The following is a 26,470-nucleotide window of genomic DNA, read 5'->3' as shown; positions in this document are numbered from 1 at the left end:
CCCCCCCCCCCCCGCGCCCGGGCCTCGTCACGTCGGATCGGCGCTGCGGCGCCGGGTGGCGGCCTCCGACCTTCGCAAGTGACCGGCCCCGACGCCGGGTTCGGCGGCAAGTCGACTTCTTCCCGCGCTGAAGCGTGCCGTGTTCGGCGGGTGCGTCCGGGGTGGGCGCTCTTGACAGGGGACTCGAATCGATCGCTACGATTACAGCTAGGCCGATAGCATTTTGACATTCTGAAACCGCGTTCTCGAACAGCGGAGGTCCCGGGGAGCACCGGGGACCACCGCCGCACGCACCGCGCGGCAGCCCGCGTGGGGTGGCAAGACACGCGGGTGGCACACCGCGCGCGTGGCAGGGCACGACGAAGTTGGCACGGCGAAACGGCACCGCTGAACGGCACCGCGGCACGTCCCCCGGCAGCGCACCCACCGGCGAGGAGAGGCACCCGTGACATCGATCGAGGACCGCTGGCTGAAGCTCGCGCCCATCCGTGTCGGCTGGCTCGGCATGGAATGGCGGCGGTTCGAGCGCGAGATCACCCTCGCGTTCGACGAGGCAATCGAGCGCGGAGTGCTGGACCGCCGCTACGAGTTCCTGTACGAGGACGACGCCGGGCTCCCGCAGGGCACCGCACGCGGCGGCGTCGAGGCGTTCCACCGGCTCGTCGACGCGGGCTGCCTGGCCGTGGTCGGCGCCAACTACACCGACTCCGCGATGGCGCTCGCCGCGCACGCGAACGAGAGCCAGGTGCCGTTGATCAGCATGGCCGGGACCGACGCGTTCCACGGCGAGTACTGCTTCCGCATGGGCAACGGCGACGTCGGCGGCGACCCGGCCCTGATGGTCAACTGGCTGAGGCGCGAAGGCCACCGCCGCGTCGCCGTGCTCGCGCCGTGGTCACCGATCGGCGAGGAGTACTTCCGGTTCTTCCGCCAGGAGTGCCGCCGGAACGGCATCTCCGTCGCCGCCGTCGAGATGACCACCAACGCCACGACCACCGACGAACTCGCCGCCAAGTTCCGCATTCTGCGTGACGCCAACGCGGACGCGCTCGCCTGGCTCGGCTACGGCGGCCTGGTCGTCTCCGGCGCGGTGCGCGAGGCGCTGGAGAAGCTCGACTGGGACCCGCCGCGCATCATGACCACCGCGTTCATGCAGTACATCTGGGGCTTCGAGCAGCTCGAAGGCTGGGTCGGCATCGACCAGTGGTGCCCCGAGAACCCGCGCATGCACCGCTTCCACGAGCGCTTCGTCGCCCGCTACGGCGAGGACCCGTGGATGTGGCCGAACGCCATCCCCGGACTCGCGTACGACATGGCCGCCGCCGTCGCCGAGGCCCTGCACCGCGCCACCGTGCTGACCGGCCCCGGCGTCAAGGAGGGCCTGGAGCGCATCCGGTTCATGCCCGCGGTGACCGGCGGCCCGAACACGCACATCGCCGGGGGACCGTACGACCACCAGATGTTCAAGGGCGACTGGCTGCACTTCGGACGCGTCCGCAACGGCGCGTTGGAGTTCGCGGGGCTGTACGAGGCGACCGAGGACCACTGACCTCCGTCCAGTGGTCTCCGGGATCCCGGGTGGTCCGCGCGGACGGCCGTGTACTTCTTCGGGTCCCGGGTTCATGATCGGGGCGGCACCCGCCGCCCGGCGCTCCGGCCGGGCGGCTCCGTCCCGAGGAGGAACCCATGTTGTCCGGCGAAAAGATCCTGGTCACCGGCCCGGCGGGGCAGATCGCCTTCCCCCTGACGCAGTACCTGGCGCGGGACAACGAGGTCTGGGGGATCGCCCGCTTCGGGACGCCCGGCGAGCGCGAGCGCGTCGACGCCCTCGGCGTCACCACGCGCCGCGTCGACCTCGCCTCCGGGGAGTTCGACGGACTCCCGGACGACTTCACCTACGTGCTGCACCTCGCCGCGTTCCTCGGCGAGGGCCTGGACTACGACCACGCCCTGCGCGTCAACGCGGAGGGCACCGGACTGCTGCTCCAGCACTGCCGCAAGGCCAAGGCCGCGCTCGTGATGTCGACGGCGTCGGTGCTCAAGCCGCACGAGGACCCGCACCATGTGTACCGGGAGGACGCGCCGCTCGGGGACGCGAACATCGCGTACGCCCAGACGTATTCGGTGTCCAAGACCGCCGAGGAGGCCGTCGCCCGCTACTGCGCCCGGGCGTTCGACCTGCCGGTCGTGATCGCGCGGATGAACGCGTCGTACGGCTCCTACGGCAACGGCGGCCTGCCCGGCATCCACCTCGCGGCGGTGCGCGCCGGGGAGCCCGTCGTCACCCGCTGGGACCCGTGCATGTACAGCCCCATCCACCAGGACGACATCAACACCCAGACCGAGGCGCTGCTCGGCGCCGCGTCCGTCCCGGCGACCGTCGTCAACTGGGGCGGCGACGAGCCGGTCAGCGTCCAGGAGTGGGCCGCCTACATGGGCGAACTGACCGGCAAGGGCGCCACGGTGGAGGTACGCGAGCAGCCGGGCACCCTGCGCGGCCAGGTCCTCGACCCGACGCGCCGGCGGTCGATCACCGGGCCGTGCGCGGTGGACTGGCGCACGGGGATCCGGCGGATCCACGACGAGACGGCGTGAGGCCGACCGACCACGCGGCCGGTCGGCCGGGGGCGGCCGGGGCGGCCCGCAGCGCCCGGCCGGGCACTGCGCGTGCCCCGGTCCGGGCGCTCCGGGCGCGGGGGATCAGCCGAAGACCACCGGGATCTCGGTCGCGCCGCGCTCGTACATGCCGATGAACGTCGGCGGCTCCACTTCGGGGTCCAGGCGCAGGTTCGGCAGCCGGTCGAGGAGCGCGCCGATCCCGACCGCCATCTCGGCCCGGGCCACGTGCGTGCCGAGGCAGACGTGCGGGCCGCGGCCGAAGCCGAGGTGCGAGCGTCCGGGCCGGGTCGGGTCGTACTCGTCGGGCGCGTCCCAGCGCAGCGGATCGCGGTTGGCGGCGCCGATGCACAGGTGGATCACCGACCCGCGCGGCAGCTCCATGCCGTGGAACTCGATGTCACGCGCGACATAGCGGGAGAACATCGGGTCGGTCGGCATCCAGCGCAGCGACTCCTCGATGGCGGGGCGCAGCAGCGCGCGGTCCTCGCGTACCGCGTCCAGGATCCGCGGGCGCGCGAGGAGCGCGGCAAGGGTGATGCCCATCTGCTTCCAGGTCGTGCCCGACCCGGCCACCAGGAGCAGGTACGCGAACGACATGATCTCCGCGTCGGACAACCGGTGCGCGACGCCGTCCTCGTCGGTGAACTCGGCCTCGACCAGGACGCTGATCAGATCGTCGCCCGGTGCCTCGTGGCGCGCCGCGACCACCGGGGCCACGATGCGGGCGAACGCGTCCGTGTCGATCTGGCCGGGGATCATCGAGGCCCGCAGGTCCAGCGCCTGGGACGCGGGGATGCCGAGGCTGCCGGTGATCGTCAGGGTCGGGATCGCCGCGCAGAAGTCGGTGTTGAGGTCGGCGCGGCCGGACGCGGCGAAGTGGTCGATGAGGGCGTTCACCGTGGTGGTGATCCAGTTCTCGATCCACCACTTCGCGCGCGGCGGCACGAACGACGGCTGCACGAGGCCCCGGTAGCGGCGGTGCTCCTTGCCGTTCATGTACAGGATGCTGCTCTGCGGGCCCGCCACGCCGTGCTCGAACTCCCGCCCGTCCGCGGCGCTTTCGGAGGACACGAACACCGTCTCGTCGCGGAACGCCGCGTCGCACGCCGCGTACGTGAAGGCCGAGAAGTGCTCCCGCTCGGGATGCGGCAGACCCTGGAAGAACGCCGGGCCCGCGTAGCCGGTCAGCTCGTGCACGATCCCGCGGTGCACCGGCGCCTCCTCGCGGAGGCGGTGCCAGACGGGGTAGGGGTCGTCGCGGTAGCCGGCGCCGCTGTGCTCGTTCATGCCGCTGCGGAGGTCGAACAACTCCTTGATGCGGACCGGGTCGAGATCGTCGACGTCTGTCGCCATGGTGGTGACCGTCCTTGTCGTCTGTCGTCGGGGTTCCGCGGCCGGGCTCCGGTGTCCGCTACTGCGCGACGAACCCGCCGTCCACGGGCAGGAGGACGCCGGTGATGTTGCGCGCCGCGTCGGAGGCGAGGAAGAGCGCCGCCGCGGCGCAGTCCTCCGCGGTGATCGGACGGCCGAGCGGATGCGCCGCGCCGACCGCGCGCGCCTCCTCCTCGGCGATGCCCTGCGAACCGGTCGAGGCGTCCGGCACCATGAAGTTCGTGGCGGGCATCGCGGCCGGGCAGATCGCGTTGACGCGGATGTCGTCGGCCGCGCATTCCACGGCCACGCCGCGTGTCAGCTGGTTGACCGCGCCCTTGGTGGCCCCGTAGACGGTGCCGCCCCAGCCGACCATCCCGGCCACCGAGCCGGTGTTCACGATGACACCGCCGCCCCCCTGGGCCCGGAACTGCCTTACGGCCGCCTGGCAGCCGAGCACGATCCCGCGGATGTTGACGGCCAGCAGCGCGTCGATCTGGTCGAGCGTGTGGTCCTCGGTGCGCATGCCGAAGACGGGCGTGGCGATGCCCGCGTTGTTGAACATCACGTCCAGGCGCCCGAAGCGCTCGACCGCGGCGGCGACGGCGGCGTCGACGTCGGCCGCCACGGTGACGTCGCAGCGCAGCGCAACTCCGGTGCCCTTGGCTCCGGGTGCCTCGGCGGCCGCCTCGGCGATCTGGCGGACCGTTTCCGCGGCCCAGTCCTCGCGGACGTCCGCGCACACGACCTGGGCGCCCTCGGCGGCGAAAAGGAGCGCGGACGCGCGCCCGACGCCGGATCCGGCTCCGGTGACGACGACGGATTTGCCGTCCAGCAGCACTGTGTTCTCCCAACGTTCGGTGGCATACGGGTGGGGCGGATGGAGCGGAGCCGGGCCGTGTCCGCCGGATCTTTGTGCCGCTCCCAGCCCCTGGACACCGCGCCTCGCGGCGTCGCGGACCCTTGCGAGTACGACTGAGTACGAGCTTCGGGCCTGCGCTTGAGAGGGCCGCCAGGCCCCGCGAGCGATGCACGGCACCGGAGACCGGGAGCGGCACAAAGTCCGACGGACACGACCCAGCCCGTGGTGCTGGTCGGCGGTGCTAGCCGGCGGTGTCGAGCGGGCCGAGGACCAGGTGTTGGATCTCCTGGTATTCGCGCAGTCCGGCTACGCCGCGCTCACGTCCGATGCCCGACTGCTTGATGCCGCCCATCGGCGTGTACGCGTTGGCGGACGGCCGGTTGACCAGCACGGTGCCGGCGCGGATGCGGCGGGCGACGTCGAGCCCGGCCCGGACGTCCGCGCTGTAGACGCCGCCGGACAGGCCGTACTCACTGTCGTTGGCGATCGCCACCGCCTCGTCGAGGTCGCGGTAGCCCTGGATGCTCACCACCGGCCCGAACGCCTCCTGCTGCGCGACCGGGTTGGCGTTGTCGTCGACCACGAGCACGGTCGGTTCGAGGTAGTGGCCGCGCGGGAGGTGTTCGGGCCGGCGGCCCCCCGCGGCGAGGCGCGCGCCCGCGCGTACCGCCTCGTCCACCAGGCCGGTGACGCGGTCGTGCTGGGCGGCGGAGATGAGGGGGCCCACGACGGTCGCGGGGTCCTGGGGGTCGCCGACGGGCAACGCGCGGGCCACCGCGCAGGCCTGCTCCACGGCGGCGTCGAGGGCGTCGGCGGGGACCAGGACGCGCGACTGCGCCGAACACGCCTGCCCGGCGTGCGAGGCGAAGACGGTGCCGACTCCGGCGGCGACGTTGCGCACCGCGTCCGGTAGGTACAACTGCACGGACTTGCCGCCGAGTTCGAGGACCAGGCGCTTGACGGTCGGGGCGGCCTGTGCGGCGATTCGGCGGCCGATCGCGGTGGACCCGGTGAACGACACGCAGTCGACGCGCGGGTCGGAGGTGAGGAGTTCGGCGCCCTCGGCGCCCGGTTCGGGGACGACGGAGAGCACGCCCGGCGGCAGCCCGGCGCGGTCGGCGGCCACCCCGAAGGCGAGGACCGACAGGGGGGTGAGCGGACTCGGACGCAGGACCACCGAGCAGCCCGCGGCGAGCGCGGCGAACACCTTCCACACGGCCGGTTGCAGCGGGAAGTTGTACGGCGTGATCGCGGCCACCACGCCGCAGGGCTCGTACCGTCGGACGCTGGTGAGGACATCCCGCCCGGTCGCCCCGGCGATGTGCGACTCCAGGGGCAGCTCGTTGTGCTCCCACTCGGGCAACGTGGCCAGCAGCGCGGGGAGTTGCCGGGCCTGCTCCAGGGCCATGTCGACCTGCATCAGGCCGGCGATGCGCACCGGGGTGCCGGTCTCGCGCACGACGGTGCGGACCAGGTCGTCGCGCATGCCGTCGAGGACGTCCGCCATCGCGGACAGCACGCGTACGCGCTCGGGCAGCGGCACGGAGGCCCACACACCCGCGTCGAAGCTGCGTCGCGCCGCGGCCACCGCCTCGTCGAACTGCTCGGGGGCGGCCGCGGGGGAGTGCGCGAACTCCTCCTCGGTCGCCGGGTCTTCCACGGCGAAGGCCGGCGCGCGGCCGTCGACGAATTTTCCGTCCACGTACAGTTGTGCGACTTCGGGGTGGTCCGCCACGGTCGGTCTCCGGTGTCGTGTTCGTCGAAGGCGTCGGTGCGTTGCCGGCGTGGTCAGGTCTTCGGGGAGCAGGTCCGCAGGGGTCGGTCTGCGGGGGGCAGGTCTGCGGGGTCGGGTCCGAGGATCAGGTCTGAGGACCAGGTCTGAGGGCCGAGTCTGAGGGCCGGGTCTGAACGGTCAGGTCTGCGGTGTCGGTCGCGAGCCGCCCTGGGGAACGTGCCCGGGGACATACGGTTGCGAGTGACCAACCCGGGCGGCGGCTAATAGTATATTAGCGAGACTGCTGCGATACTAGCGTCGAGCTGACATCGCTTGTCAAGGAGTCCCCATGCCTCTGGTCGCCTCGCCCGCGGTGCTGCGCGCCGTCGACATCCTGGAAACCCTGGCCGCCGAACCCAGCGAGGCGATGACGGTCAGCGAGGTCGCGCGCATCCTCGACATGCCGCGCGCGAGCTGCCACACCGTCCTGCTCGCACTCGCCGAACGGGGGTACGCGGTACGCGGCGACGGCGACCTGCGTTACCGCCTCGGCCCCGCGTGCATCGCGGTCGGCGAGGCGGCCCGCAGCATCAACTCCGCGCTGGCCGTGACCGGACACGAGGCCGAGGGGCTGGCCAAGGACACCGGTACCTGCGTCGGCGTCTCGGTGCGCACCGGCGACGAGATCCGGGTGGTGGAAGTCTTCGACCACGGCGCCCCGTTCGCGGTACGCGGCCATGTCGGCCAGGCCATCAGGCTGGCCCCGCCGTTCGGCACCGGCTTCGTCGCCTGGGCGGACGACGCGGGCGTCGAAGCCTGGCTGGACGCCGCCGCGGCCCCGCTCGGCGAGGCCGCCCGCGCCCGCTACCGCGCCGCCCTCGACGCGATCCGCACGCGCGGCTACAGCGTCACCGTCGCCACCCCGCGCAACCCCGAACTCCACGAGGCCCTGGCCACCCTCGCCAACACTCCGGACGCCGAGGAGGCCCGTCGGGTGCGCGACGAGGTCGTCGTCGAACTCACCCACAGCGAATACCTGCCCACCGACCTGGACGCCGACCGCCCCGTGCGCATGTTGCAGTGCTCCGCCCCGGTTTTCGACGTCCTCGGCAACGTCGTCGCCAAGATCATGGTCTTCGGCCCCAACTATGACCTGACACCTGGTGAAGTGGCGGCGCTCGGCGAGCAATTGCGCACTGCGGCGGAACGGGCCACCCGAAACATCGGCGGCCGGGTCCGGACCAGGAGTTGAGCCCGGGTCCCGTCGAGTCGAGGCCCGGGGCCGGTCGAACGTGTTGTCGAACTCGCCGCGGGGTCTCGTTGGTTCGGGTGATTGGGGGGTGTGTCCGGCACCTTCGGGTTTTTGCGGACGTTCCCGAGGTATGGAAGGGGCGGGCGGAGGATGGGACAGGGCGGGGGCGTTGCCGGCGGCGGGATCTCGCGGGCGGAGTCCGATCGTTGCGATGGAGCGGCTGAGCCGGTGGTCGGGCAGGGGATGGGGGCCGAGCCCGAGGCGGTGCCGGTGGTCGGGCAGGGGGCGGGGGCCGAGCCCGAGGCGGTCGCTTCGCCGGGCGCCACGTGGCGCACGTCCAGTGCCGCGACGCCGGCGGGTGGGGTGCGGGTGGGGTTTGTGGCTCCGGAGGCGGCGGGGGAGGTTGCCGAGCTTGTGGCCGCGGGGGCGGGGTCGCTGTGGGTGGGCGGGCACGTTGCGTCGGTGAATCCCAGTCCTGAGCCGCTGGTGTGGCTCGCGCGGCTGATCGAGCAGACCGCAGGCGTCGCGGTGGGCACCGCGACGCTCGCCCTGCCGCTGTATCCGCCGGGCCTGCTCGCCAAGCAGCTCGCCGACCTCGACCGGGCGTCCGGCGGCCGGATCACCGTGGGCGTGGGGGTCGGCGGCGAGTACCCGGCGGACTTCGCCGCCTGCGAGGTCCCGCTCGCCGAACGCGGCGCCCGCGCGGACGAGATGATCCCGCTGCTGCGACGCTTCTGGACGGCCGCACCGGTCACCCACGACGGCCCGCACCACCGGTTTCGGGACGTACGCATTCACCCGGCACCGGCCCGCACCGGCGGCCCGCCGCTCGTGGTGACCGGCCGCCGTGCGCCCGCGATCCGCCGCGCGGCCAGGCTCGGCGACGGCTGGATGCCGTACCTCTACTCGCCCGAGCGCTATGCCCGGGCCGCGCGCGACATCCACGACGAGGCCCGCAAGGTGGGGCGCGACCTTGCGGGCTTCGGGTGGTACGCGTATGTGTTCACCAGCGTCGCCGACACCACCGGGGAAGCACGCAAGCACATGCTGGACTTCCTCGGCGGCACCTTCCGCCAGGACGCCGAAGCCATCCTGGATCGCGTCGCCGCGGCTGGAACGCCCGACGAAGTTGCGGCACGGCTGAGGGCGTTCGCGGCCGCGGGAGCCGAACACCTGATCCTCTGCCCCTGCGGCCCCGACCCCCACGCCACGGCACTGCGCCTTCTGGAGGACGTGGTCCCGGCCGTGTGAGGGCCGGCGGCCGCCCGGCACCAGGTGCCAAGTTCGGCCGCCAACCCGCACATCCGATCGCCGCGCCACGGTCCCGACCGCCGCCGGTCCGTGCCCGCCCCGACCCGGGCCGTGCCCGCGCCGGGCCCGTGCCCGGCCCGGCCCGCCCCCGGTTCGCGCCGTCCGTGCCCGACCCGGCCCGTGCCCGCCCCGACCCGGCCCGTGCCCGGCCCGACCCGGCCCGTGCCCGGCCCGACCCGGCCCGTGCCCGGCCCGACCCGGCCCGTGCCCGGCCCGTGCCCGACCCGTGCACGGTCCGCGTTCGACCCGCGCCTGACTCGCGCCCGACCTGACCCGGCCCGTGCCCGGCCCGGCCCGGCCCGTGCTCGCCCCCGCGCCCGACCGATCCGACCCGCGCCCGACCCGCGCCCGACCCGCGCCCGACCAGTGCCCGGCCGCGTTCGACCACTGCCCGGTCCGCGCCCGGTCCGCGCCCGACCCGGTCCGCGCCCGGTCCCCGCCCGCGTCGGCCAATGCTCCGGCGCCGCGGCCTCCTCTACCCTTCCACCGCCTCCAACACCACCACCGGAATCCGCCGTTCCGTCCGTTCCTGGTAGGCGTCGTAGTTGGGCCACAGGCCCGTCATCAAACCCCAGAGCCGATCGCGTTCCGCGCCCTCCGCCGTCCTCGCGACGGCCGCAAAGCTCTTGTCCTTCACCTGGACCTGGACGCGCGGCTGCGCCAGCAGGTTCCGGTACCACTGCGGGTGCGTCGGTGCGCCGCCCTGGGAGGCGACGACCACCAGACGGTCCCCGTCGGCGCCGAAGATCAGTGCCGACGTCCTCGGCTCGCCGCTCGTGCGCCCGGTCGTGGTCAGGAGCAGCGCGGTCACGCCGTTCCACTCGTAGCCGACTTCGCCGCCCGTCTCGCGGTAGCGGCGTACGTGCTCGGCTCCCACCAGCGTCAGATCCGGCGCGCGGTAGGTCGCGTCGCCCGGTGCGGGGTCGTTCATGCCCCTCCTCTGGTCTGTGTGCTCGGACAGGTGATTGAGTAAATACCATCACCATGATGCAATACCATCAACCCACGGGGAGGAGAGACATGCACCGTCCCGAGCCCGCGCTGACCGAACGCACCGCCGAATACTGGCAGTCGGGCGCCGACGGCGTCCTGCGCATCGCGCGCTGCGGCGCGTGCGGGACCTACCAGCACCCGCCGCGCCCGCTCTGCCCGCGATGCCACGGCGCCGACATCGCGTTCGCGCCGGTGAGCGGCAAAGGCAGCGTCCACTCGTTCACCGTCAACCGCCACCGCTGGACGCCCGAGCTCGACCCCCCGTACGTCCTCGCCGAAGTGGAGCTCCCCGAGCAGCAAGGGCTGCGGTTGATGAGCGCGGTCGTCGGCTGCCCCGTCGACGCGGTGCACATCGGCATGCCGGTCACGGTGCACTTCGAACCGGCCGGCCGCGCGTTCATACCCGTGTTCCGCCCATGAAGCCGCCCGAGGAGTACGCCGCCATCACCGGCGTCGGCGCGTCCCGTATCGGCCGCCGACTCGGCACCGATCCGTGGCGCCTCACCGCCGACGCCGCCCTCGCCGCGATCGCCGACGCCGGGCTCACCCCCGCCGACATCGACGGCCTGTCCACCTACCCCGGCGCCATGGGCTCGACCCCGGGCATCACCGGCGCCGGCGTCGACGACGTACGTGCTCTGCTCGGCCTGCGCCTGCGCTGGTACACCGGCGGCAGCGAACTCCCCGGCCAACTCGGCGCGGTGGTCAACGCCGTGCTGGCCGTCGCCGCCGGACTCGCCGAGCACGTGCTGTGCTTCCGTACGGTCTGGGAGTCCAGTGCCCAGGCCGAACGCGGCAGCCGGTCCGCGACCGTGGCCGCGAGCGCGGCGCGCGAGCGCACCCAGTGGACGGCCCCCTACGGAGCCGGATACTCCACGTACGGCGGCCTCCTGACGCAGCGATACCTGTACGACAGCGGCTCCACGCGCGAACAACTGGGCCAGATCGCCGTGACCGCCAGGGCCAATGCCGTACGCAACCCGGAGGCCGTCTACCGGACCCCCATGACCCTCGACGACTACCTCGGCGCCCGGATGATCTCCGACCCGCTCTGCCTGTACGACTGCGACGTCCCCGTGGACGGCTCGATCGCGTTCGTCGTCTCACGCAGGCGGGGCGGTGGCGGTGGCGTCGACTCCGGACGCGCCGTCACCATCCAGGCCATCGGATCCGCCTCCGGCTTCGACCAGGCCGCCGACATGATGTGGTCGCGGACCACGCTGAAGCCCGAAGACGTCGACGTGGCACAGCTTTACGACGGCTTCTCCGTGCTCGCCGTCCGCTGGCTCGAAGCACTCCGCCTCTGCCCCCGCAACGAGGGCGGCCGGTTCGTCGAGGGTGGCCATCGCATCGCCCTGGACGGTGTCCTGCCGCTCAACACCGGTGGCGGGCAGTTGTCCGCAGGACGCATGCACGGGTTCGGCGGGTTGTACGAGGCCTGCCGCCAACTCCGCGGCGACGCCGACGGTCGGCAGGTGGAACCGCGGCCGCACGTCGCCGTCGTGTCCAGTGGCGCCGAGGACTTCACCTCAAGCCTGCTCCTCGCGCTCTGACCGCCACGCACACACGCCGCCCGTCCCACGCCCAAGCCGCAGTCACCGCGGAGCGCAGCTCAACGCCCGCAGAGCCCAACCTCCGAACCCCTCGCAGAGCGCAACCTCCGAACCCCTCGCAGAGCCCAGCCCAATGCCCGCGCAGAACGCAGCACAAAGCCCCCAACAGAGCGCATCCCCAAGTCCCCACAGAGAAAGGCAAGCCCTCATCGTGCTTCCCGACGGCGCCAAACTCATCTCCGCGGACGACCACATGATCGAGCCACCGCACCTGTGGGTGGACCGCGTTCCGGCCGCGTACCGGGACCGCGCACCGCGCGTCGTCCAGATCGACGGCCGTGACGCGTGGCTCTACAACGACCAGATCACCCACATCCCCATGGGAAGCTGCCGCCCGCTCCCGGGGCACCCCGAGACCGGCTACCCGCCGGCCCCCGGCACCGCCAACTTCGAGGAGATCCGGCCCGGTTGCCACGACCCCGTGCACCGGCTCGCGGACATGGACATCGACGGCGTGTGGGGGCAGCTCACGTTCCCCAACTTCGCGCGCTTCGCCGGGCACCGGTTCTTCCTCGGGGTCGACGACCTCGACGCGGGGCTGGTTTTCCTGCGCACGTACAACGACTACCTGCTGGACGAGTGGTGCGCGACCGACCCCAACCGCCTTTACGGGGCCGCGATTCTGCCCCTGTTCGACATCGACCTCGCGGTGGCCGAGGCGAAGCGCGTGGCGGACAAGGGCGCGAAGGCGATCGCCTTCTCGGAGAACCCCACGGTGCTGGGGCTTCCGTCCTTGCACACGCAACACTGGGACCCGCTCTGGGCGTTCCTGAACGAGGCACGGCTGCCGGTCTGCCAGCACATCGGCAGTTCCTCGCGGCTGGTCACCACCTCCGACGACGCTCCGGCGGGCGTCCTCGTGACCCTCAACGGCGTCAACTCCATGATGGCGGCGGCCGACTGGCTCATGTCGGACGTGCTGGACCGCTTCCCCGGGCTCCGCGTGATCCTCTCCGAGGGCGGCGCCGGGTGGATCCCGTACCTCCTGGAACGCGCCGAAAAGACCTTCCACGACGGCCGGTTGGGCCGCGACCTGACGATCGGCCAGGCCGGCATGGGCAGTCGGCCGCCTCGCGAGCGCTTCGCCGAGCACCTCTTCGTCTGCCTCGTCGACGAACGGTTCGCGCTCAAGTCGTTGGGGGACGTCCCGGTCGACAACCTGCTCTGGGAAGGCGACTTCCCGCACGGCGACGGGCGCTGGCCCAACAATCGCACCGAACTCGCCGAAGCCCTCGCGGACGTCGCCGACGAGGACGCGCTGAAGATCGCGGAGACGAACATGCGGAAGCTGCTGGGCGTATGACGTACGACCTGCTGCAAGGCGTCAAGGTCGTCGAGGTGGCGATGTACGCGTTCGCGCCGTCCGCCGGGGCCGTCCTGGCGGACTGGGGCGCCGACGTCGTCAAGGTCGTGCCGCCGCGCACCGCCGACCCGATGAACGGCAACCCCGTGGCCGCGCTGCCGGACAAGGACGTCGGCGTGCGGTTCATGTGGCAGATCCTCAACCGCGGCAAACGCTGCATCGGGCTGGACGTCTCGTCCGCCGCCGGCCGGGGCGTCCTGCACGATCTCGTGCGCGAGGCCGACGTGTTCATCACCAACCTGCTGCCCGGCGCTCGCGGCCGGTTCGGTCTGGACGCATCCGACCTGCACGCCGTCAACCCCGCGCTCGTGTACGCGCGGGCCACCGGCCACGGCGACCGGGGACCCGAGCGCGACCGGGGCGGCTACGACATCACCGACTTCTGGAGCCGCGCGGGCGTCGGCCACGCGGCGTCCCAGGTGGCCGACGAGTTCGTGCCGCTCGTGTCACCGGCGTTCGGCGACCTCACCTCGGGCGGCTTCCTCGCGGGCGCGATCGCCGCGGCGCTCTTCCGCCGCGAACGCACCGGCGCGGGCGCCGTGGTCGACGTCTCGCTCCTCTCGTCGGCGATGTGGGTGATGTCGCCGAACGCGGTCGCGGCGCAGCTCTACGGTGTCGACGCGATCCCGCGCTTCCGGCACGCGGACGCCCGCAACCCGCTCGTCAACGCCTACCGCACCGCCGACGACAGGTACATCTACCTCTCCGGCGTACTCACCGAAGGCTCCTTCGCAAAACTGTGCGCGACACTCGGCCGCGACGACCTCAATTCCGACCCGCGCTTCCAGGACAGTGCCGCGTTGGCCGCCAACGCCGGCGCGTGCATTGCGGAGTTGGACGCGGTGTTCGCGTCCCGGCCGCTCGCCGAATGGTCGAACGTGCTCGCCGATCTGCCGATCCCGTGGACGGCCGTACGCTCCGCCGGAGAGACCGCGTCCGACCCGCAGGTCCAGGCCAATGGCTACCTGGTCGAAGTCGAGGGCCCAGAAGGGGTGTTCCCGTTGGTCGCCAGCCCGGCCCAGTTCGACGACGTGCCGCAGACCCTCCGCCGCGCCCCGGAACACGGTGAGCACGGCGACGAGATAGTCGGCGAACTGGGCCGCGCCTGGGACGACATCGTCGCGATGAAGGTCGCCGGGGACCTGCTGTGAGGCGGCGTCTCCGGTCGGGACGGGGTCGCGACCTACGCGACCTACGCGTCCGGGCTGCCCGCCGCATGGTCGCGGAGCCAGGCAAGGGCCGCCGGGGCCTGGTCCAGGACGGAGACATGGCCGTCGTCCGCGGACAGCCGTAGCTCGGCGGTCGGGCAGTGCCGCGCAAGCCACTTGCCGTGTGCGGGCGGGACGATGCGGTCCTGCTCGCCGTGCACGACGAGGAGGGGCGCGGTGATGGCGGCCGGGTCGAAACCCCAGGGGGACACGAACGCCAGGTCGTCGTCGATCAGCGGCCCCGTGCCGAACTCCACGGCAGGGCCGACGACTTCGTTGAACCACGACCAGGTTCCGGCAAGCGCCGCGTGATCGGAGGGGGTGAACATCTCGGGGTCGTAGCGGGCGTTCGCCTCGTGGGTCTCCTTGGCCGCGCGTCCGGCCGCCGCGGCGCGCAGGGAGGCCGCGGAGGACTCGCCCATGCCGGCGTACCAGTCGAGCCCTTCGGCGTCGAACGGGGCGAGTGAGGCACCCGCCACCACACCGCACACCCGGTCCCGGAGCAGCGCGGCGCAGGCCAGGGCGTGGGGGCTGCCGCCGGAGTGGCCCATGACCGCGAAGCGGTCGATGCCGAGCGCGTCCGCGACGACCGCGATGTCGGAGGCCGCCGACGCGACGTCGCGGCCGGGGAGCGCGGTCGAGCCGCCGTACCCGGGTCGGTCGTGGCCCACCCAGCGGATCCTGTGTCGGACGGCGGCCGGGAACAGCGGTCGCGGCGGCGGGCCGATATTGGGCGTGCCGTGGTGCCAGAACACCGCGAGGAGGTCGGCGCCGGGGTCCGCGCCTGTGTCGTAGACGTGCAGGACGCGGCCGTCGCCGGTGGTCAGGTCGATCTCGTCGATCTCCATGGCCTGAGCGTACCCACCCGCACTGTCACAAAGGTGACAGGCCGGGCGTGGCGGGGGAGGTGCGCAGAGCGGCCCAGATGCACTTGCCCGACTCGGTGAAACGGGCGCCCCACTGGTCGGCCATCATCGCGACCAGTTGCAAGCCGCGTCCGAACTCGTCGTCGAGGCTGGGGTGTCGTACGCGGGGAGTGGCCTCCGACCCGTCGTACACCTCGCACACGACAGTCGCCGCCGGCACCGGCCCTGCCGCATCATCGTGTCGGCCGGGGGCGGCCTCCGACAGGTTCAGCAGCCGCAACCGGATGACACCCGGGCCATCGGCCGCCGCCGCCGCGCCCGCCTCCACGCCCGGACCCGGCTCCGTTTCCGCCCCGAGCCCCACCGCGTGCCGCACCGTGTTGCCCACGAGTTCGCTGACCACGAGCGTGGCCGCGTCCGCAAGCTCCTCCAAACCCCAGGACTTCAGGACCGATGACGTCAACTCCCGTGCCCTGCCAGCCGATTCAGGGGACCAAGGGAGATCCCATGCGGCGGTCCGCCCGGCAGCGAAGGGCTCCGTGCCCAGGACGAGCAGCGCGGCGTCGTCGGGGCTCGCGTTCGCCGACCGGTCCGCGGATCCTTTCCCGGGCTGATTCCCGGACGTTTCCCCGGACCCTTCCTCGGGGCTTTCCTCGGACCCTTCCATGGAGCTTTCCCTGGCCCTTTCCCCGGGCCGATTTCCGCCACGTTCCTCGGACAGGGCATCACACAGCGACTCCAGCCACGCCGACCGGTCCGCCACCGCGCCGAACGCACCTGCCGCGTCACGGTATCGGGCGATGCGATCCTCCAGTCCGGCGGCGTCCGCGCCTCCGGCGCCGAGCAGCCCGTTCGTGTAGAAGACCAGGACGGAGTCGGGTTCGAGCGTCATCTCCACGACCTCGGCCGGGACCTGCGCGAGCCCCAGCGGCGGACCGGCCGGCACTTCCAGGGAAACCGGAGCCGCGTCCGGCCGGAGGACGACCGGCGGCGGATGGCCCGCGCTGGCGATGCGGCAGAGCCCGGTGGTGGCGTCGTGCACCGCGAACAGGCTGGTGGCGTAAACCAGTTGGCCGTCCGCGTCGGAGCTCAGCCGGGCCACCACGTCGTTGAGCCGCGCCATCAGCTCGTCCACGGGGGTGTCGAGGGCCGCGATCGCCAGCACCGCGTGGCGGATGATGCCCATGGTGATCGCCTGTTCGAGCCCGTGCCCCATCACGTCGCCGATCACCGCGAGGACGCGGCCGCCGGGCAGCGGAACGACGTCGTACCAGTCGCCGCCGAACTCGTGTCCCGGAGCGGTTTGGTAGCGCGCGGCCGTGTGTACCCCGAAGGCCGTGGGCAACTCGCCCGGCAGCAGCTCCTGTTGAAGGCGTTCGGCTTGATTGCGGGCCTGTTCGTACAGCCGGGCGTTTTCCAGAGCTTGCGCGATGAGGGTGGCCAGGTTGGCGGTCACCGCCTCGTCGTCCGCGCTGAACGGGTGGGACCGCGACCAGGCGACCGCGCACGAGCCGACCAGTCGCCCCGCGACCCGCAGCGGGAGCACCGCCCAGGCCTGTTTGCCGGTGGCCTGGGCGAGTTCGCGGAGCTCGTCGGCGAACGGCCCGCCGGCCTCGGCCGCCGAGGGCAGCCACCGCGCGGCGTCCGTGGCGATCAGCTCGTGGCCGCCCTGCCCCGCGCCGCCCGCTCGCTCGCGCAGCTCCGCCACGAACGAGGCCGGATAGCCGCTGGACGCGATCAGGCGCGGCCGTGAGCCGGTCAGGTCGTGCAGCAGGAAGCCCTGGGCCCCGAACATCGGCAGCAGGTGGCTGGTCACCACGCCGACCACGTCGTCGGTGTCCAGCGCACGCACCAGCGCGGCGTTCAACTCCATTACCCTGCGCAGGCGTTCGGCGGTCTCGCGCTCGGCGCGGCGTGCGTCGGTGATGTCCGCCCACTGCACGGTGACGAGTCCGCCGATCTGGACGGCGCGTACCACCAGGAACGCGCTCTGCCCACCGCGGTCGGGGTGCAGCCGGCGCGGGCGGCTCGGGCGCGCCTCCACCTCGGCGGTCATGGGTGCTCCCGGTGTCGCGCGGGCCCGGGCGAAAAGCTCCTTCAGGCCCTGGTCGCGCAACTCCTCCACGGTGTCCCACAGGGGCGCGCCGACGAGGTCGGCGCTTCTGTCACCCGCCATGTCCCGGGCGGTCTTGTTCGCCCACTGCACGCGGTCGGCGGCGTCGATCACGTGGATCGGGTCCGGGTGCAGTTCGAGGACGCCGACCAGCCAGTCGAGTTTGTCGCGGCGGGCGGTGACGTCCCAGGCGGTGCCGACCATGCGGACGGGGGCGCCGGTTTCGTCGTACTCGAACGTGCCGCGCAGCTCCAGCCAACTGATCCGGTCGCCGCCGCCCAGCACCCGGTACTCGACCGCGTACGTCTCGCCGGTCCGCATCGACTGGTCGATCGCCTCCTGGACGCCCGGCCGGTCGTCCGGGTGGATGCGCGTCATCCAGGTCTCGATCCGGCGGTCCCACGAGTCGGGGTCGAGGCCCGCGGCCTCCAGCATGTGGTGCGTCGCACCGTCGATGTCGAGCAGGCCGGTGGCCAGGTTCCAGCTCCACGTCCCGACGGCGACCTGCTTCATCACCTCGCGCCGCTCGGTCAGCGGCTCCTGCCACCACGGCGCGGTGCCCGAATGCCAGCGGCGGGCGTTGCGCAGCAGGCGTCCGACCAGGGACGCAAGGCGCAGCAGGAACGCCTCGCAGTCGGGCGCGGGCCGCCGCGACGCCAACACCGAGAGCACGCCGACGGGTACGTTGTGCACCTCCACCGGCACGGACAACATGCCGGTCCGTGCCCAGCGTTCCCACTGCGGGTCGGCCGCGACGGCCGCGGGGAGGGTGTCGTGCCACGCGGCACGGCGTCGTTCGAGCGCGACGCCGTACGGCTCCGCGGGCGCGTGGCGCAGAAGCTCCCACGACCTGGCCATCCGGGCGGGCAGTCCCGCCACCGCGGCGAGCCGCAGTGTGCCGGGCTCCGCACCGCGCAGGTGGACCAGCCCCACGGCCGCGCCGATCGCGGACGTCGCCTGCTGCGCGGCCAGCCGCAGCACCTCGGCCTCGCTGAGGTCGTCGGTCTCCGCGAGGACCGCCCATCTGAGCGCATCCGCGCCGCCGCCCTCGCCGGGCGGATCCTCGGACGCGGGCGCGGCGCCGTCTCCACCGCCGGCCCCGCGCGGGCCGGGCCGGTTCGGCGGAGGCGTCGGGCGTGCCACACTGCCCTCCAGATCCACGGGCTGGACGAACAAAACGTACCGAAGCATCACCATTACACACGTGACATGCCGGACCGGCAGGCCGCCCGTGCGGATGACCCGGCCGCCTTCACCCGTACGGCCCGGCGCACCCCGCACCGACCCGCATCCGCGGCAAACACGGGCGGCGTCCCGAACGCGGCCCTGCCGTCGCGCAGTTCGCCGCCGACGGTTAGGACGCGTCGTCCTCCTGCACCGCCTGGCAGAAGCGGGCGAGCAGCGAGCGTAGCGTGTCCCGCTCCTCGGGGGTGAAGGCGTCCGAGATCCGCTGCTCGATCGCGACCGCGCCCTTGTCGGCGGTGCGCAGCGCTTTCGCGCCGTCGGGGGTGAGCCGGGTCTCCAGGATCGCCCGGTGCCAGGGGTGCGGCGTGCGCGTGACCAGGCCGCGTTCGTCCAGGGTCTTGAGCAGGGCTGTCATGGCCTGCGGGGTGACCATGCAGCCGCGGGCCAACGCCGCGGCGGACATGCCGGGGTTGTCGGAGAGCAGAAGCAGCGCGGCGTATTGCGGGACGGTGAGCCCGGCGGCGCGCACGGCCGAACTCTTCGCGGCGAGCAGGGTCTGCTCGGCGCGCTTCACGTCGAGCCCGAGGCGCTGATCGGCGGGCATGCTCATGCACTCAGCCTACGCACCCATTCAGACCTTGACGAGTATCAAACCTTTGATACTGTGCCGCACATGATCCCAGAGACGCACGCCGACCTGCTCGACCGCCCGCTGTTCTGCCACCTCGCCACGCTCGGTCCCGACGGCGCCCCGCACGTCAACCCCGTGTGGACCGTGTGGGACGGCGAGTTCCTCCGCTTCACCACCACGACCGACCGCCGCAAACACAAGAACGTCCTCGCCGACCCCCGGGTCTCCGTCTCCCTCAACGACCCCGACCGCCCCTACCGCTACCTGGAGATACGCGGCGTGGTGGAACGCGTCGACCCCGACCCCACCGGCGACTTCTTCGACGTCCTGGCCACCCGCTACGGCCTGCCTTACGACAAGCCGGTAGGCGACGCCCCCCGCCGCGTCGTCCTGGTGGTCCGCCCCACCCGCACCACCTCGCAGTAGCCCAAGGACGAGGTGCCGTCTGCGGCGACCCGCGCGCGGAGGCCGCGGCGGGCGGGACGGAGATAGGGGCGTCGTCGATCGTGTGCTCGTTCCGCGCTTCCGCGCTTCCGCGCTTCCGCGCTTCCGCGCTTCCGCGCTTCCGCGCTTCCGCGCTTCCGCGCTTCCGCGCTTCCGCGCTTCCGCGCTTCCGCGCTTCCGCGCTTCCGCGCTTCCGCGCTTCCGCGCTTCCGCGCTTCCGCGCTTCCGCGCTTCCGCGCTTCCGCGCTTCCGCGCTTCCGCGCTTCCGCGCTTCCGCGCTTCCGCGCTTCCGCGCTTCCGCGCTTCCGCGCTTCCGCGCTTCCGCGCTTCCGCGCTTCCGCGCTTCCGCGCTTCCGCGCTTCCGCGCTTCCGCGCTTCCGCGCTTCCGCGCTTCCGCGCTTCCGCGCTTCCGCGCTTCCGCGCTTCCGCGCTTCCGCGCTTCCGCGCTTCCGCGCTTCCGCGCTTCCGCGCTTCCGCGCTTCCGCGCTTCCGCGCTTCCGCGCTTCCGCGCTTCCGCGCTTCCGCGCTTCCGCGCTTCCGCGCTTCCGCGCTTCCGCGCTTCCGCGCTTCCGCGCTTCCGCGCTTCCGCGCTTCCGCGCTTCCGCGCTTCCGCGCTTCCGCGCTTCCGCGCTTCCGCGCTTCCGCGCTTCCGCGCTTCCGCGCTTCCGCGCTTCCGCGCTTCCGCGCTTCCGCGCTTCCGCGCTTCCGCGCTTCCGCGCTTCCGCGCTTCCGCGCTTCCGCGCTTCCGCCGTTCCGCGCTTCCGCGCTTCCGCGCTTCCGCGCTTCCGCGCTTCCGCGCTTCCGCGCTTCCGCGCTTCCGCGCTTCCGCGCTTCCGCGCTTCCGCGCGTACGAGCGGCGGCGGTGTGGGGGCGACCGGAATCACGGGGCGGTCAGGGCCTCGGTTGGAGGCTGCCGGGACGCTCTTGTCGCCGGGTAGAGGCCGGCGAGAGTGCCGGTGGCGAGGGTGGCGGCCAGGGCGCCGGCCAGGGCCCACGGGGGGATCGTGGGGGGCCAGGTTCGGTAGGTGGCGTAGGTGGTGGTCACCGCGGTTCCGACCAGGAGGCCGGCCAGGCCGCCCAGGGTGGACAGAAGGAGGGATTCGACGAGGAACTGGGTGCGGATCTGGCCGCGGGTGGCGCCGAGGGCTCGGCGGAGGCCGATTTCGGCCCGGCGTTCGAGGACCGAGATGACCATGGTGTTCGCCACGCCGACGCCGCCGACCAGGAGCGCCACCGCGCCGAGGCCGAGGAGGAGGCCGTCCAGCGCGTCGTCGGCGGCCTGCTTCGCGGCCAGGGCGTCGGACGGGCGGGACACCGCGGTCTCGCTCGGGTTCTCCGGGTTGGCCGTGGCGCCCAGGACGGCCTGGACGTCGCCGACGGACGCCGGCACGGTCCGCGCGTACACGGTCGTGGCGTACCCGTCGAAGCCCAACTCCCGCTCCGCGATCGGCCAGCCGACCAGTGCCGCGGTGTCCAGCTCCGGTGCCAGCGGGGTCGGGGACAGCAGACCCACCAGCGTGAACCACCGGTTGCCGAGCCACACCTGTACGTCCGGGCCGGGCCGATGCACGCCGAGCCGCTGCGCCGCCTTGGGACCCAGCACCACCGCCGGGTACGCCTCCTGCGCCGGGTTCAGCCACGCCCCGCCGACCACCGCCGTACGCACGGTCGCCGGCAGGTCGAGGCGCGCCGCGTACACCCCGATCCCGCCCGACAGCGCCGGGTCGATCCGGTCGTTGCGGTAGACCTTGGCTTCGGTGCGCCCGATGGCCGACACCGACTCGACCGGCCCGATCCGGGCCACCATGTCGACCGCGTCGCGCGCCAGGTGCGCGGCCGGGCCGCTGAACGACTGGCCCGGCGCGACGGTGAGCAGGTTCGTGCCGAGGACGTCGAGCCGCCGCGCGAGGTCCTCGCGTCCGGACGACGAGATACCGACCACCGCGATCATCGCGGCGATGCCGATCGCGATCCCCAACGCCGACAGGAACACCCGTGCGGGACGCGCCCGCAGCCCCGCTCCGCCGACGCGCACCGTGTCGGCGAGGCGCATCCGGGCGGGCCGCGGCCGCGGTGTCGCGGGCGGGGCGCCCCGGCGGATCCGCATCACCGGACACCGTCCCCGCGCACGACCGCACCCCCGGCCCCCGCCGGATGCCCCGGTGGCCTGGCCCCCGGCGGCGTGCCGCTGTCGTGTTCGATTCGCCCGTCCCGCAGCCGCACTTCGCGGGGCAGCGACGCGGCGATGTCCGGGTTGTGGGTGATGACCACGACGGTGGTCCCCGCCCGGTTGAGGTCGCGCAGCAGGTCCATGACGACCTCTCCCGACTGCGAGTCCAGCGCGCCGGTGGGCTCGTCCGCGAGCAGCAGCGGCGGGTCGCCGAGCACCGCGCGTGAGATGGCGGCGCGCTGCTTCTCCCCGCCCGACAGGTGCTGCGTGGCGTGGTCGAGGCGGTGTCCGAGGCCCACGCGTCGCAGCGTCGCCTCGGCGAGCGTGCGGCGTTCGCGGCGCGAACGGCCGCTGTAGAGCAGGCCGTCCGCGACGTTGTCGAGGACCGGCCCGGGCGAGAGGTGGAACTGCTGGAAGACGAAGCCGATCGTCTGTGCGCGCAGCGCGGACAGTTCGCGGTCGTCGAGGTCCGCCACGCTGTTGCCGCCGATGCGCACGGTTCCCCGGGTGGGCCGCGCCAGGGTTCCGATGATGTTCAGCAGCGTGGACTTGCCCGAGCCCGACGGCCCCACGACGGCGAGGAGTTCGCCGCGCACGATGGTCAGGTCCGCACCGCGCAGCGCGGCGAGCGAGCCGTACTTCTTCTCCACGCCCACCAGTTCGACCAGCGCGCTCATCGGGGCACCCCCACGACCAGACCCTGGGTGATACCGGGGCCGGAGACTTCGACATTGCCGCCGACGAAGATCCCGAGCGAGACCGGCCGGTATTCGGTGCCCGCCGGGCCCACGGCCTCGACCGCGTACCCGCCCTCGCGCAGCGCGACCAGCGCGTTGACCGGCACCGCGAGGACGTTTTCCCTTACCTCGGCGACCAGTTGCACGCTCACGGGCGCGGCCTGGTACTTGCCGAGTTTGGCCTGGTCGGCCACCGCCAACGTGACCGGGACGGTCGCGTCGCCTACCGCGGGCGGCTGCGGCGCCCCCGCGGCGTCCGGACCGCCGGTCTGCGGAGGCGCGGACGCCGCCACGCCCACCTGCGTCACCCGGGCCTCGACGCTTGTGCCGTCCGGGAGTTCGACCACCGCCTTGGCGTCGTAGCCGACCAGGTCCTCGTACCGGACCTCCAGCGCGACGGCGACCGTACGCTCGGTCCCGGTCCAGGTCAGGACCGGCCCGGGCGCGGCCCGCCCGGCTTCGGTCTTGCGCTCCGCGACCCGCCGCTCCCCGGGCGCGACCACCGCCTCACCGGGGGCGACGGTGCCCGTCTCCGCACGGCCGAGGTCGTCCTGCCACGCGCGCGTCGCCGTCGCCGTCGCCGAGGTGTAGGTGTCGTCCGCGGTGAAGCCCGTGTAGCCGAGCGCGACCAGGTTCGCCTCCAGCATCTCGACGTCCGGACCCTCGGTACCCGCGGACAGGGTGCGGTAGAGCGGAGCCGTGCCGTACAGCAGCGGCACGGGCCGCCCGTCGACGGCGTACGCGCTCTGCCCGCGCGCCACCGCGGCCCCGGCCTCGGGCAGCCAGGTGACCGTGCCGCCCGCCGGGCCGCCGGGCACCGCGGTCTGGGCGGCACCGCCGCCGGGCTGCGGGTGCTCGACCGTGCTCGGCGTGCCGTAGCCGAGCGTTCCGGCGACGGTCTGGGTACGCGTGAGCGTGGTCCGCTGCACGGTGGCCGTGGCGGGCGGGCCGGCCGCCGCCGCGGGCGTACCCGGGTCCTCGCCGCCGCCGATCGAACCGGTCGCCACCGCACCGATCGCCCCGGCGCCGAGCACCACCCCGGTCACCGCGATCCCCGCACGGACCCGACGCCGCGCGCTCACTTGCCGCTCCCCGGCCGCAGCAGGCCCTGGCACTTCTCCATCGCGGCGTCGAACCCGGGGGCGTCGGTGGGGAACGGCTTGCCGAGCCCCTCCGGGCCGGGATCGTTGACCGGCACCCCGCCGTCTCGCATGCACTGCGCGAACTTGCGCATGGATTCCAGCATTTCGGGGTCGGGCCTGGTGTTCTTCTGGATCGCCTGCGGGGCCTTGTCGCGGCAGGCCTCCAACGCGGTGCGGAGGGTGTCGGAGTCGGCGCCGTCGCGCATGGTGCCGAAGTCGAGTTCGCCGGTGCCCGGATCGGGGTCCTCCATCGCGACCCCGTTGTCGCGCATGCACTGCGCGAACTCCCGGGAGCGGGCGATCTCGTCGACCGCCGCGGCGCCGGAGGGCGCGCCGCCCGAACCACCCTCGACCGAGGCCACCCGCGGGGGACCGTCCGACCCGCCGCACCCGGCAGTCGCTCCCAAGGCAAGGGCGACCGTTCCGACCGTTCCGACCACCGCCAGGATCCTGCGCGGGGACGTCCGCCCTGACCCCTGCCTGTACTTCCTCATACCGCCACCTCGTTGTTCGGGTGCCCGGACGGCGGTTTCCGTCCGCTGCGCACCGACCGAAATGCTGCGGCCCGCGGCTGGGGGCGACCTCGGCGTCAGCTCAAAGGAGCCTGGGAATCGTCCGGGCCCGCGACGCGAGCGGGCAGGAGGAGGCGGAACGTCGCGCCGGGGGAGGCGGCAGCGGGCACGGGAGCGCGAGGGGAGGGCGCGAGCGGCGTGGCTGAACCGCCCCGGTGAGCCGACACGTTGGCGGATTCAGCCAACTCGACGTCACCGACCACCAGTTCGACCCGACCCCCGTGCGCGTCCGCCAGCGCCGCCGTGATGGCCAGGCCGAGTCCTGACCCCCCTCCGCCGCCAGTGGCCGACGTACCGCGGAAGAACCGGTCGAAGACGTGCGGGGCGTGCGTGTCCGGCACCCCCGGTCCCTCGTCGGCCACTTCGACCACCGCGACCGGCACATCAACGGGCAGCGGCCGACCGGCGCCCGACACCGCGGGACGCAGCCGCGCAGGGGCCGCGAAGCCGACGCGCACGGTGACCGCCGCGTCCGGCGGAGTGTGCCGTACGGCGTTGGCGAGCAGGTTGGACACCGCCTGCCGAAGCCGCAGGTCGTCGCCGTCCAGCACCACCGGCTCGAACAGCGGCTCGTCCTCGTCGAGGGCGGTCAGGCGTACGGTCCGCGCCGGCTGCCGGATGTGCAGGTCCCGCACCAGGTCCGCGGCGACCTCCAGCAAGTCGACCGGTGCGAACCGGAGTTCCGGGCGTTCGTCCAGCCGCGCGAGTTGCAGCAGGTCGTCCACCAGCACGCCCATGCGCGCCGCCTCCGCCTCGATACGCGCCAGCGCCTCGTCGGGGACGCCGCTGCGCCGCCGCAGTTCGGCGAACCCGCGGATGGTGGTGAGCGGCGTACGCAGCTCGTGCGACACGTCGGACAGGAACCTCCGCAGGCGTGCCTCGGACTCGCGGCGCGCGGTGATCTCGTCCTCGACCCGCGCGAGCATCGCGTTGAGGGCCAGGCCCAGGCGTCCCGGCTCGGTGTGCGGATCGGCGTCCTCGACGCGCCGGGCGAAGTCCCCGCCGGCGATGCCGTCCGCGATCGTCTCCATGCGCGTCAGCGGCCGCAGGCCGACCCGCACCAGGAACCACGCCGCCGCCGACAACACACCGAGCACCACCGACATGACCACGGCGTCGATCACGAGAAGACGCCGGAACGTAGCATCGACGTTCGCCAGCGACACCGCCACGACCAGGTGCGTCGCGCCGTCGTCCGAGGTCTGGACGCTCAGCCGCCAGTCGGCCCCGCCGTCCTGGCCGGGCACGCTGAACGGACCCTTGCCGGAATGCTCCGCCAACTCCGCCGGAGCGGGCAGCCGCGGTCCGGCCGCTCCCTGGCCTCCCGGCAGGCCGCGGACCGAACCGTCGTTCCCGACCATGTAGAGGTGCGAGCGCGAGCCGAAGCGCCCGTCCAGCGCCGCCGAACCGCCGATCACCGCGTCCTGGGACACCTCGGACGCCTCCCGGACCAGGCGCGACACCGCGGCCTTGTCCAGCGGACCGGCCCAGACGCCGGTGGCGAGCTGCTGGTCCACCCGGTCCATGAGGTACGACTTGAGCAGGACCAGCCCCGCGCCGTTCGCCGCAACGAGGGCGACCGCGGTGAGCACGGACGCGGTGACCGCAAGGCGGGTGCGGAGCGTCCACCGCCGCCAGCGTCGCAACCGCCACCGTCGCTGCCGCGGCCTCGACGGCCACACCCCTGACGGCCCCGGCTTCCCTACCCCGCCCGCCCCGCTCATCCCGCGTCCCTCGGCAGCCGGAGCGTGTACCCCACGCCCCGGACCGTGTGGATCAGGGGCGTGCCCAACGAGTCGATCTTGCGGCGCAGGTAGTGGACGTAGCTCTCCACGATGCGGCCGTCCCCGTCGAAGTCGTACTGCCACACCCGGTCGAGGATCTGCGCCTTGTTCACCACCCGCCCGGCGTTCTCCAGCAGGTAGCGCAGCAGGCGGAACTCGGTCGGCGACAGGTCGACGAGCCGCCCGGCGCGCCGCACCTCGTGCGCGTCCGCGTCCAGCTCCAGGTCGGCATAGCCCAGCACGGTCCGTGTGTGCTCCGCCTCCCGGGCCCGCGTCCGGCGCAGGATCGCCCGGATCCGCAGCACGACCTCCTCCAGGCTGAACGGCTTGGTGACGTAGTCGTCCCCGCCCGCCGTCAGCCCCGCGATCCGGTCCTCGATGCTGTCGCGCGCGGTGAGGAACAGCACCGGGACGTCGCGACCGTCGGCGCGCAGCCGTTCGGCCACCGCCAGTCCGTCGGGGGCACCGGGGACGCCGAGCGCCACGTCGAGCACGACGACGTCCGGCGCGGCGTCCCGGA

22 protein-coding genes are annotated in these 26,470 nt (G+C 73.2%); 9 read left to right on the top strand and 13 right to left on the bottom strand.

Annotated features, from left to right (window positions below):
- The first annotated feature begins 445 nt into the window (after positions 1 to 445).
- Entirely contained in the window at positions 446 to 1,549 is a 1,104-nt protein-coding gene (locus ACRX5S_RS24740; RefSeq protein WP_436775278.1) for an ABC transporter substrate-binding protein, read from the top strand.
- A 137-nt stretch (positions 1,550 to 1,686) separates the two neighbouring features.
- Positions 1,687 to 2,595, top strand: a complete 909-nt coding sequence (locus ACRX5S_RS24735) for an NAD-dependent epimerase/dehydratase family protein (RefSeq protein WP_436775277.1) — start codon at positions 1,687 to 1,689, stop codon at positions 2,593 to 2,595.
- 105 nt (positions 2,596 to 2,700) lie between these two features.
- Here ACRX5S_RS24735 and ACRX5S_RS24730 read toward each other — a convergent pair whose 3' ends face one another.
- From ACRX5S_RS24730 to ACRX5S_RS24720, 3 genes are all read right to left on the bottom strand, one after another.
- On the bottom strand, positions 2,701 to 3,972 hold the full coding sequence (locus tag ACRX5S_RS24730) for a cytochrome P450 (protein WP_436775276.1): 1,272 nt from the start codon (positions 3,970 to 3,972) through the stop codon (positions 2,701 to 2,703).
- Between the two features lie 58 nt (positions 3,973 to 4,030).
- On the bottom strand, positions 4,031 to 4,831 hold the full coding sequence (locus tag ACRX5S_RS24725; protein WP_436775275.1) for an SDR family NAD(P)-dependent oxidoreductase: 801 nt from the start codon (positions 4,829 to 4,831) through the stop codon (positions 4,031 to 4,033).
- 262 nt (positions 4,832 to 5,093) lie between these two features.
- Positions 5,094 to 6,587 (bottom strand): aldehyde dehydrogenase family protein, encoded by a 1,494-nt coding sequence (locus ACRX5S_RS24720; protein ID WP_436775274.1) that lies wholly within the window; start codon positions 6,585 to 6,587, stop codon positions 5,094 to 5,096.
- 328 nt (positions 6,588 to 6,915) lie between these two features.
- Between ACRX5S_RS24720 and ACRX5S_RS24715 the strand changes: the two genes are divergently transcribed.
- Positions 6,916 to 7,818 carry an IclR family transcriptional regulator gene (locus ACRX5S_RS24715; protein ID WP_436775273.1) on the top strand — a complete coding sequence of 301 codons (903 nt, stop codon included), beginning with the start codon at positions 6,916 to 6,918 and terminating at the stop codon, positions 7,816 to 7,818.
- Positions 7,819 to 8,046: 228 nt separating this feature from the next.
- Positions 8,047 to 9,069: an LLM class flavin-dependent oxidoreductase gene (locus ACRX5S_RS24710; protein ID WP_436775272.1), complete on the top strand. Its 1,023-nt coding sequence runs from the start codon at positions 8,047 to 8,049 to the stop codon at positions 9,067 to 9,069.
- Between the two features lie 535 nt (positions 9,070 to 9,604).
- On the opposite strand, the gene ACRX5S_RS24705 is transcribed toward ACRX5S_RS24710, so the two are convergent.
- Positions 9,605 to 10,060 (bottom strand): nitroreductase family deazaflavin-dependent oxidoreductase, encoded by a 456-nt coding sequence (locus ACRX5S_RS24705; protein ID WP_436775271.1) that lies wholly within the window; start codon positions 10,058 to 10,060, stop codon positions 9,605 to 9,607.
- Positions 10,061 to 10,149: 89 nt separating this feature from the next.
- On the opposite strand from ACRX5S_RS24705, the gene ACRX5S_RS24700 reads away from it, so the two are divergent.
- The 4 genes from ACRX5S_RS24700 to ACRX5S_RS24685 all read left to right on the top strand — a co-directional run bounded on the left by ACRX5S_RS24700 (position 10,150) and on the right by ACRX5S_RS24685 (position 14,249).
- The gene (locus ACRX5S_RS24700) at positions 10,150 to 10,542 is read left to right on the top strand and encodes a Zn-ribbon domain-containing OB-fold protein (protein WP_436775270.1); all 393 of its coding nucleotides are present in this window, start codon (positions 10,150 to 10,152) and stop codon (positions 10,540 to 10,542) included.
- Positions 10,539 to 11,675 (top strand): thiolase family protein, encoded by a 1,137-nt coding sequence (locus ACRX5S_RS24695; protein ID WP_436775269.1) that lies wholly within the window; start codon positions 10,539 to 10,541, stop codon positions 11,673 to 11,675. The genes ACRX5S_RS24700 and ACRX5S_RS24695 overlap by 4 nt, the downstream gene beginning before the upstream one ends.
- Positions 11,676 to 11,886: 211 nt before the next feature.
- On the top strand, positions 11,887 to 13,038 hold the full coding sequence (locus ACRX5S_RS24690) for an amidohydrolase family protein (RefSeq protein WP_436775268.1): 1,152 nt from the start codon (positions 11,887 to 11,889) through the stop codon (positions 13,036 to 13,038).
- Complete coding sequence (locus ACRX5S_RS24685; protein ID WP_436775267.1) at positions 13,035 to 14,249, top strand: CaiB/BaiF CoA transferase family protein; 1,215 nt, start codon at positions 13,035 to 13,037, stop codon at positions 14,247 to 14,249. Before ACRX5S_RS24690 ends, ACRX5S_RS24685 begins: the two co-directional genes overlap by 4 nt.
- A 41-nt stretch (positions 14,250 to 14,290) precedes the next feature.
- Here ACRX5S_RS24685 and ACRX5S_RS24680 read toward each other — a convergent pair whose 3' ends face one another.
- The 3 genes from ACRX5S_RS24680 to ACRX5S_RS24670 all read right to left on the bottom strand — a co-directional run bounded on the left by ACRX5S_RS24680 (position 14,291) and on the right by ACRX5S_RS24670 (position 19,080).
- Positions 14,291 to 15,154: an alpha/beta fold hydrolase gene (locus ACRX5S_RS24680; protein ID WP_436775266.1), complete on the bottom strand. Its 864-nt coding sequence runs from the start codon at positions 15,152 to 15,154 to the stop codon at positions 14,291 to 14,293.
- Positions 15,155 to 15,179: 25 nt separating this feature from the next.
- The gene (locus tag ACRX5S_RS24675; RefSeq protein ID WP_436775265.1) at positions 15,180 to 18,428 is read right to left on the bottom strand and encodes a SpoIIE family protein phosphatase; all 3,249 of its coding nucleotides are present in this window, start codon (positions 18,426 to 18,428) and stop codon (positions 15,180 to 15,182) included.
- A 211-nt stretch (positions 18,429 to 18,639) separates the two neighbouring features.
- Positions 18,640 to 19,080, bottom strand: a complete 441-nt coding sequence (locus tag ACRX5S_RS24670) for a MarR family winged helix-turn-helix transcriptional regulator (protein WP_436775264.1) — start codon at positions 19,078 to 19,080, stop codon at positions 18,640 to 18,642.
- Between the two features lie 63 nt (positions 19,081 to 19,143).
- On the opposite strand from ACRX5S_RS24670, the gene ACRX5S_RS24665 reads away from it, so the two are divergent.
- The gene (locus tag ACRX5S_RS24665) at positions 19,144 to 19,527 is read left to right on the top strand and encodes a PPOX class F420-dependent oxidoreductase (protein WP_436775263.1); all 384 of its coding nucleotides are present in this window, start codon (positions 19,144 to 19,146) and stop codon (positions 19,525 to 19,527) included.
- 898 nt (positions 19,528 to 20,425) lie between these two features.
- Here ACRX5S_RS24665 and ACRX5S_RS24660 read toward each other — a convergent pair.
- The 6 genes from ACRX5S_RS24660 to ACRX5S_RS24635 all read right to left on the bottom strand — a co-directional run.
- A complete protein-coding gene (locus ACRX5S_RS24660) occupies positions 20,426 to 21,652 on the bottom strand; it encodes an ABC transporter permease (RefSeq protein WP_436775262.1) in 1,227 nt (408 codons plus the stop codon).
- Positions 21,652 to 22,392, bottom strand: coding sequence for an ABC transporter ATP-binding protein (locus tag ACRX5S_RS24655; RefSeq protein ID WP_436775261.1), 741 nt, complete (start codon positions 22,390 to 22,392; stop codon positions 21,652 to 21,654). The genes ACRX5S_RS24660 and ACRX5S_RS24655 overlap by 1 nt, the downstream gene beginning before the upstream one ends.
- Positions 22,389 to 23,534 (bottom strand): peptidoglycan-binding protein, encoded by a 1,146-nt coding sequence (locus ACRX5S_RS24650; protein WP_436775260.1) that lies wholly within the window; start codon positions 23,532 to 23,534, stop codon positions 22,389 to 22,391. The genes ACRX5S_RS24655 and ACRX5S_RS24650 overlap by 4 nt, the downstream gene beginning before the upstream one ends.
- The gene (locus ACRX5S_RS24645; RefSeq protein ID WP_436775259.1) at positions 23,531 to 23,956 is read right to left on the bottom strand and encodes a hypothetical protein; all 426 of its coding nucleotides are present in this window, start codon (positions 23,954 to 23,956) and stop codon (positions 23,531 to 23,533) included. Before ACRX5S_RS24645 ends, ACRX5S_RS24650 begins: the two co-directional genes overlap by 4 nt.
- Before the next feature lie 227 nt (positions 23,957 to 24,183).
- Positions 24,184 to 25,812, bottom strand: coding sequence for an ATP-binding protein (locus ACRX5S_RS24640; RefSeq protein ID WP_436775258.1), 1,629 nt, complete (start codon positions 25,810 to 25,812; stop codon positions 24,184 to 24,186).
- Between the two features lie 74 nt (positions 25,813 to 25,886).
- A partial coding sequence (locus tag ACRX5S_RS24635) for a response regulator transcription factor (protein ID WP_436775257.1) occupies positions 25,887 to 26,470 on the bottom strand: 584 nt, incomplete at its 5' end.

The sequence above is a fragment of the Yinghuangia sp. YIM S09857 genome (genome assembly GCF_051388915.1).
In the GTDB taxonomy this organism is placed as follows: Bacteria; Actinomycetota; Actinomycetes; order Streptomycetales; family Streptomycetaceae; genus Yinghuangia.
This window is presented reverse-complemented; position numbering and strand designations above follow the sequence as displayed.

Bases quoted from the DNA above. Each gene is read 5' to 3' on its own strand.
- ACRX5S_RS24735 (WP_436775277.1), top strand. From the start codon at position 1,687: ATGTTGTCCGGCGAAAAGATCCTGGTCACCGGCCCGGCGGGGCAGATC.
- ACRX5S_RS24730 (WP_436775276.1), bottom strand. From the start codon at position 3,972: ATGGCGACAGACGTCGACGATCTCGACCCGGTCCGCATCAAGGAGTTG.
- ACRX5S_RS24715 (WP_436775273.1), top strand. From the start codon at position 6,916: ATGCCTCTGGTCGCCTCGCCCGCGGTGCTGCGCGCCGTCGACATCCTG.
- ACRX5S_RS24705 (WP_436775271.1), bottom strand. From the start codon at position 10,060: ATGAACGACCCCGCACCGGGCGACGCGACCTACCGCGCGCCGGATCTG.
- ACRX5S_RS24700 (WP_436775270.1), top strand. From the start codon at position 10,150: ATGCACCGTCCCGAGCCCGCGCTGACCGAACGCACCGCCGAATACTGG.
- ACRX5S_RS24695 (WP_436775269.1), top strand. From the start codon at position 10,539: ATGAAGCCGCCCGAGGAGTACGCCGCCATCACCGGCGTCGGCGCGTCC.
- ACRX5S_RS24685 (WP_436775267.1), top strand. From the start codon at position 13,035: ATGACGTACGACCTGCTGCAAGGCGTCAAGGTCGTCGAGGTGGCGATG.
- ACRX5S_RS24680 (WP_436775266.1), bottom strand. From the start codon at position 15,154: ATGGAGATCGACGAGATCGACCTGACCACCGGCGACGGCCGCGTCCTG.
- ACRX5S_RS24670 (WP_436775264.1), bottom strand. From the start codon at position 19,080: ATGAGCATGCCCGCCGATCAGCGCCTCGGGCTCGACGTGAAGCGCGCC.
- ACRX5S_RS24665 (WP_436775263.1), top strand. From the start codon at position 19,144: ATGATCCCAGAGACGCACGCCGACCTGCTCGACCGCCCGCTGTTCTGC.
- ACRX5S_RS24660 (WP_436775262.1), bottom strand. From the start codon at position 21,652: ATGCGGATCCGCCGGGGCGCCCCGCCCGCGACACCGCGGCCGCGGCCC.
- ACRX5S_RS24655 (WP_436775261.1), bottom strand. From the start codon at position 22,392: ATGAGCGCGCTGGTCGAACTGGTGGGCGTGGAGAAGAAGTACGGCTCG.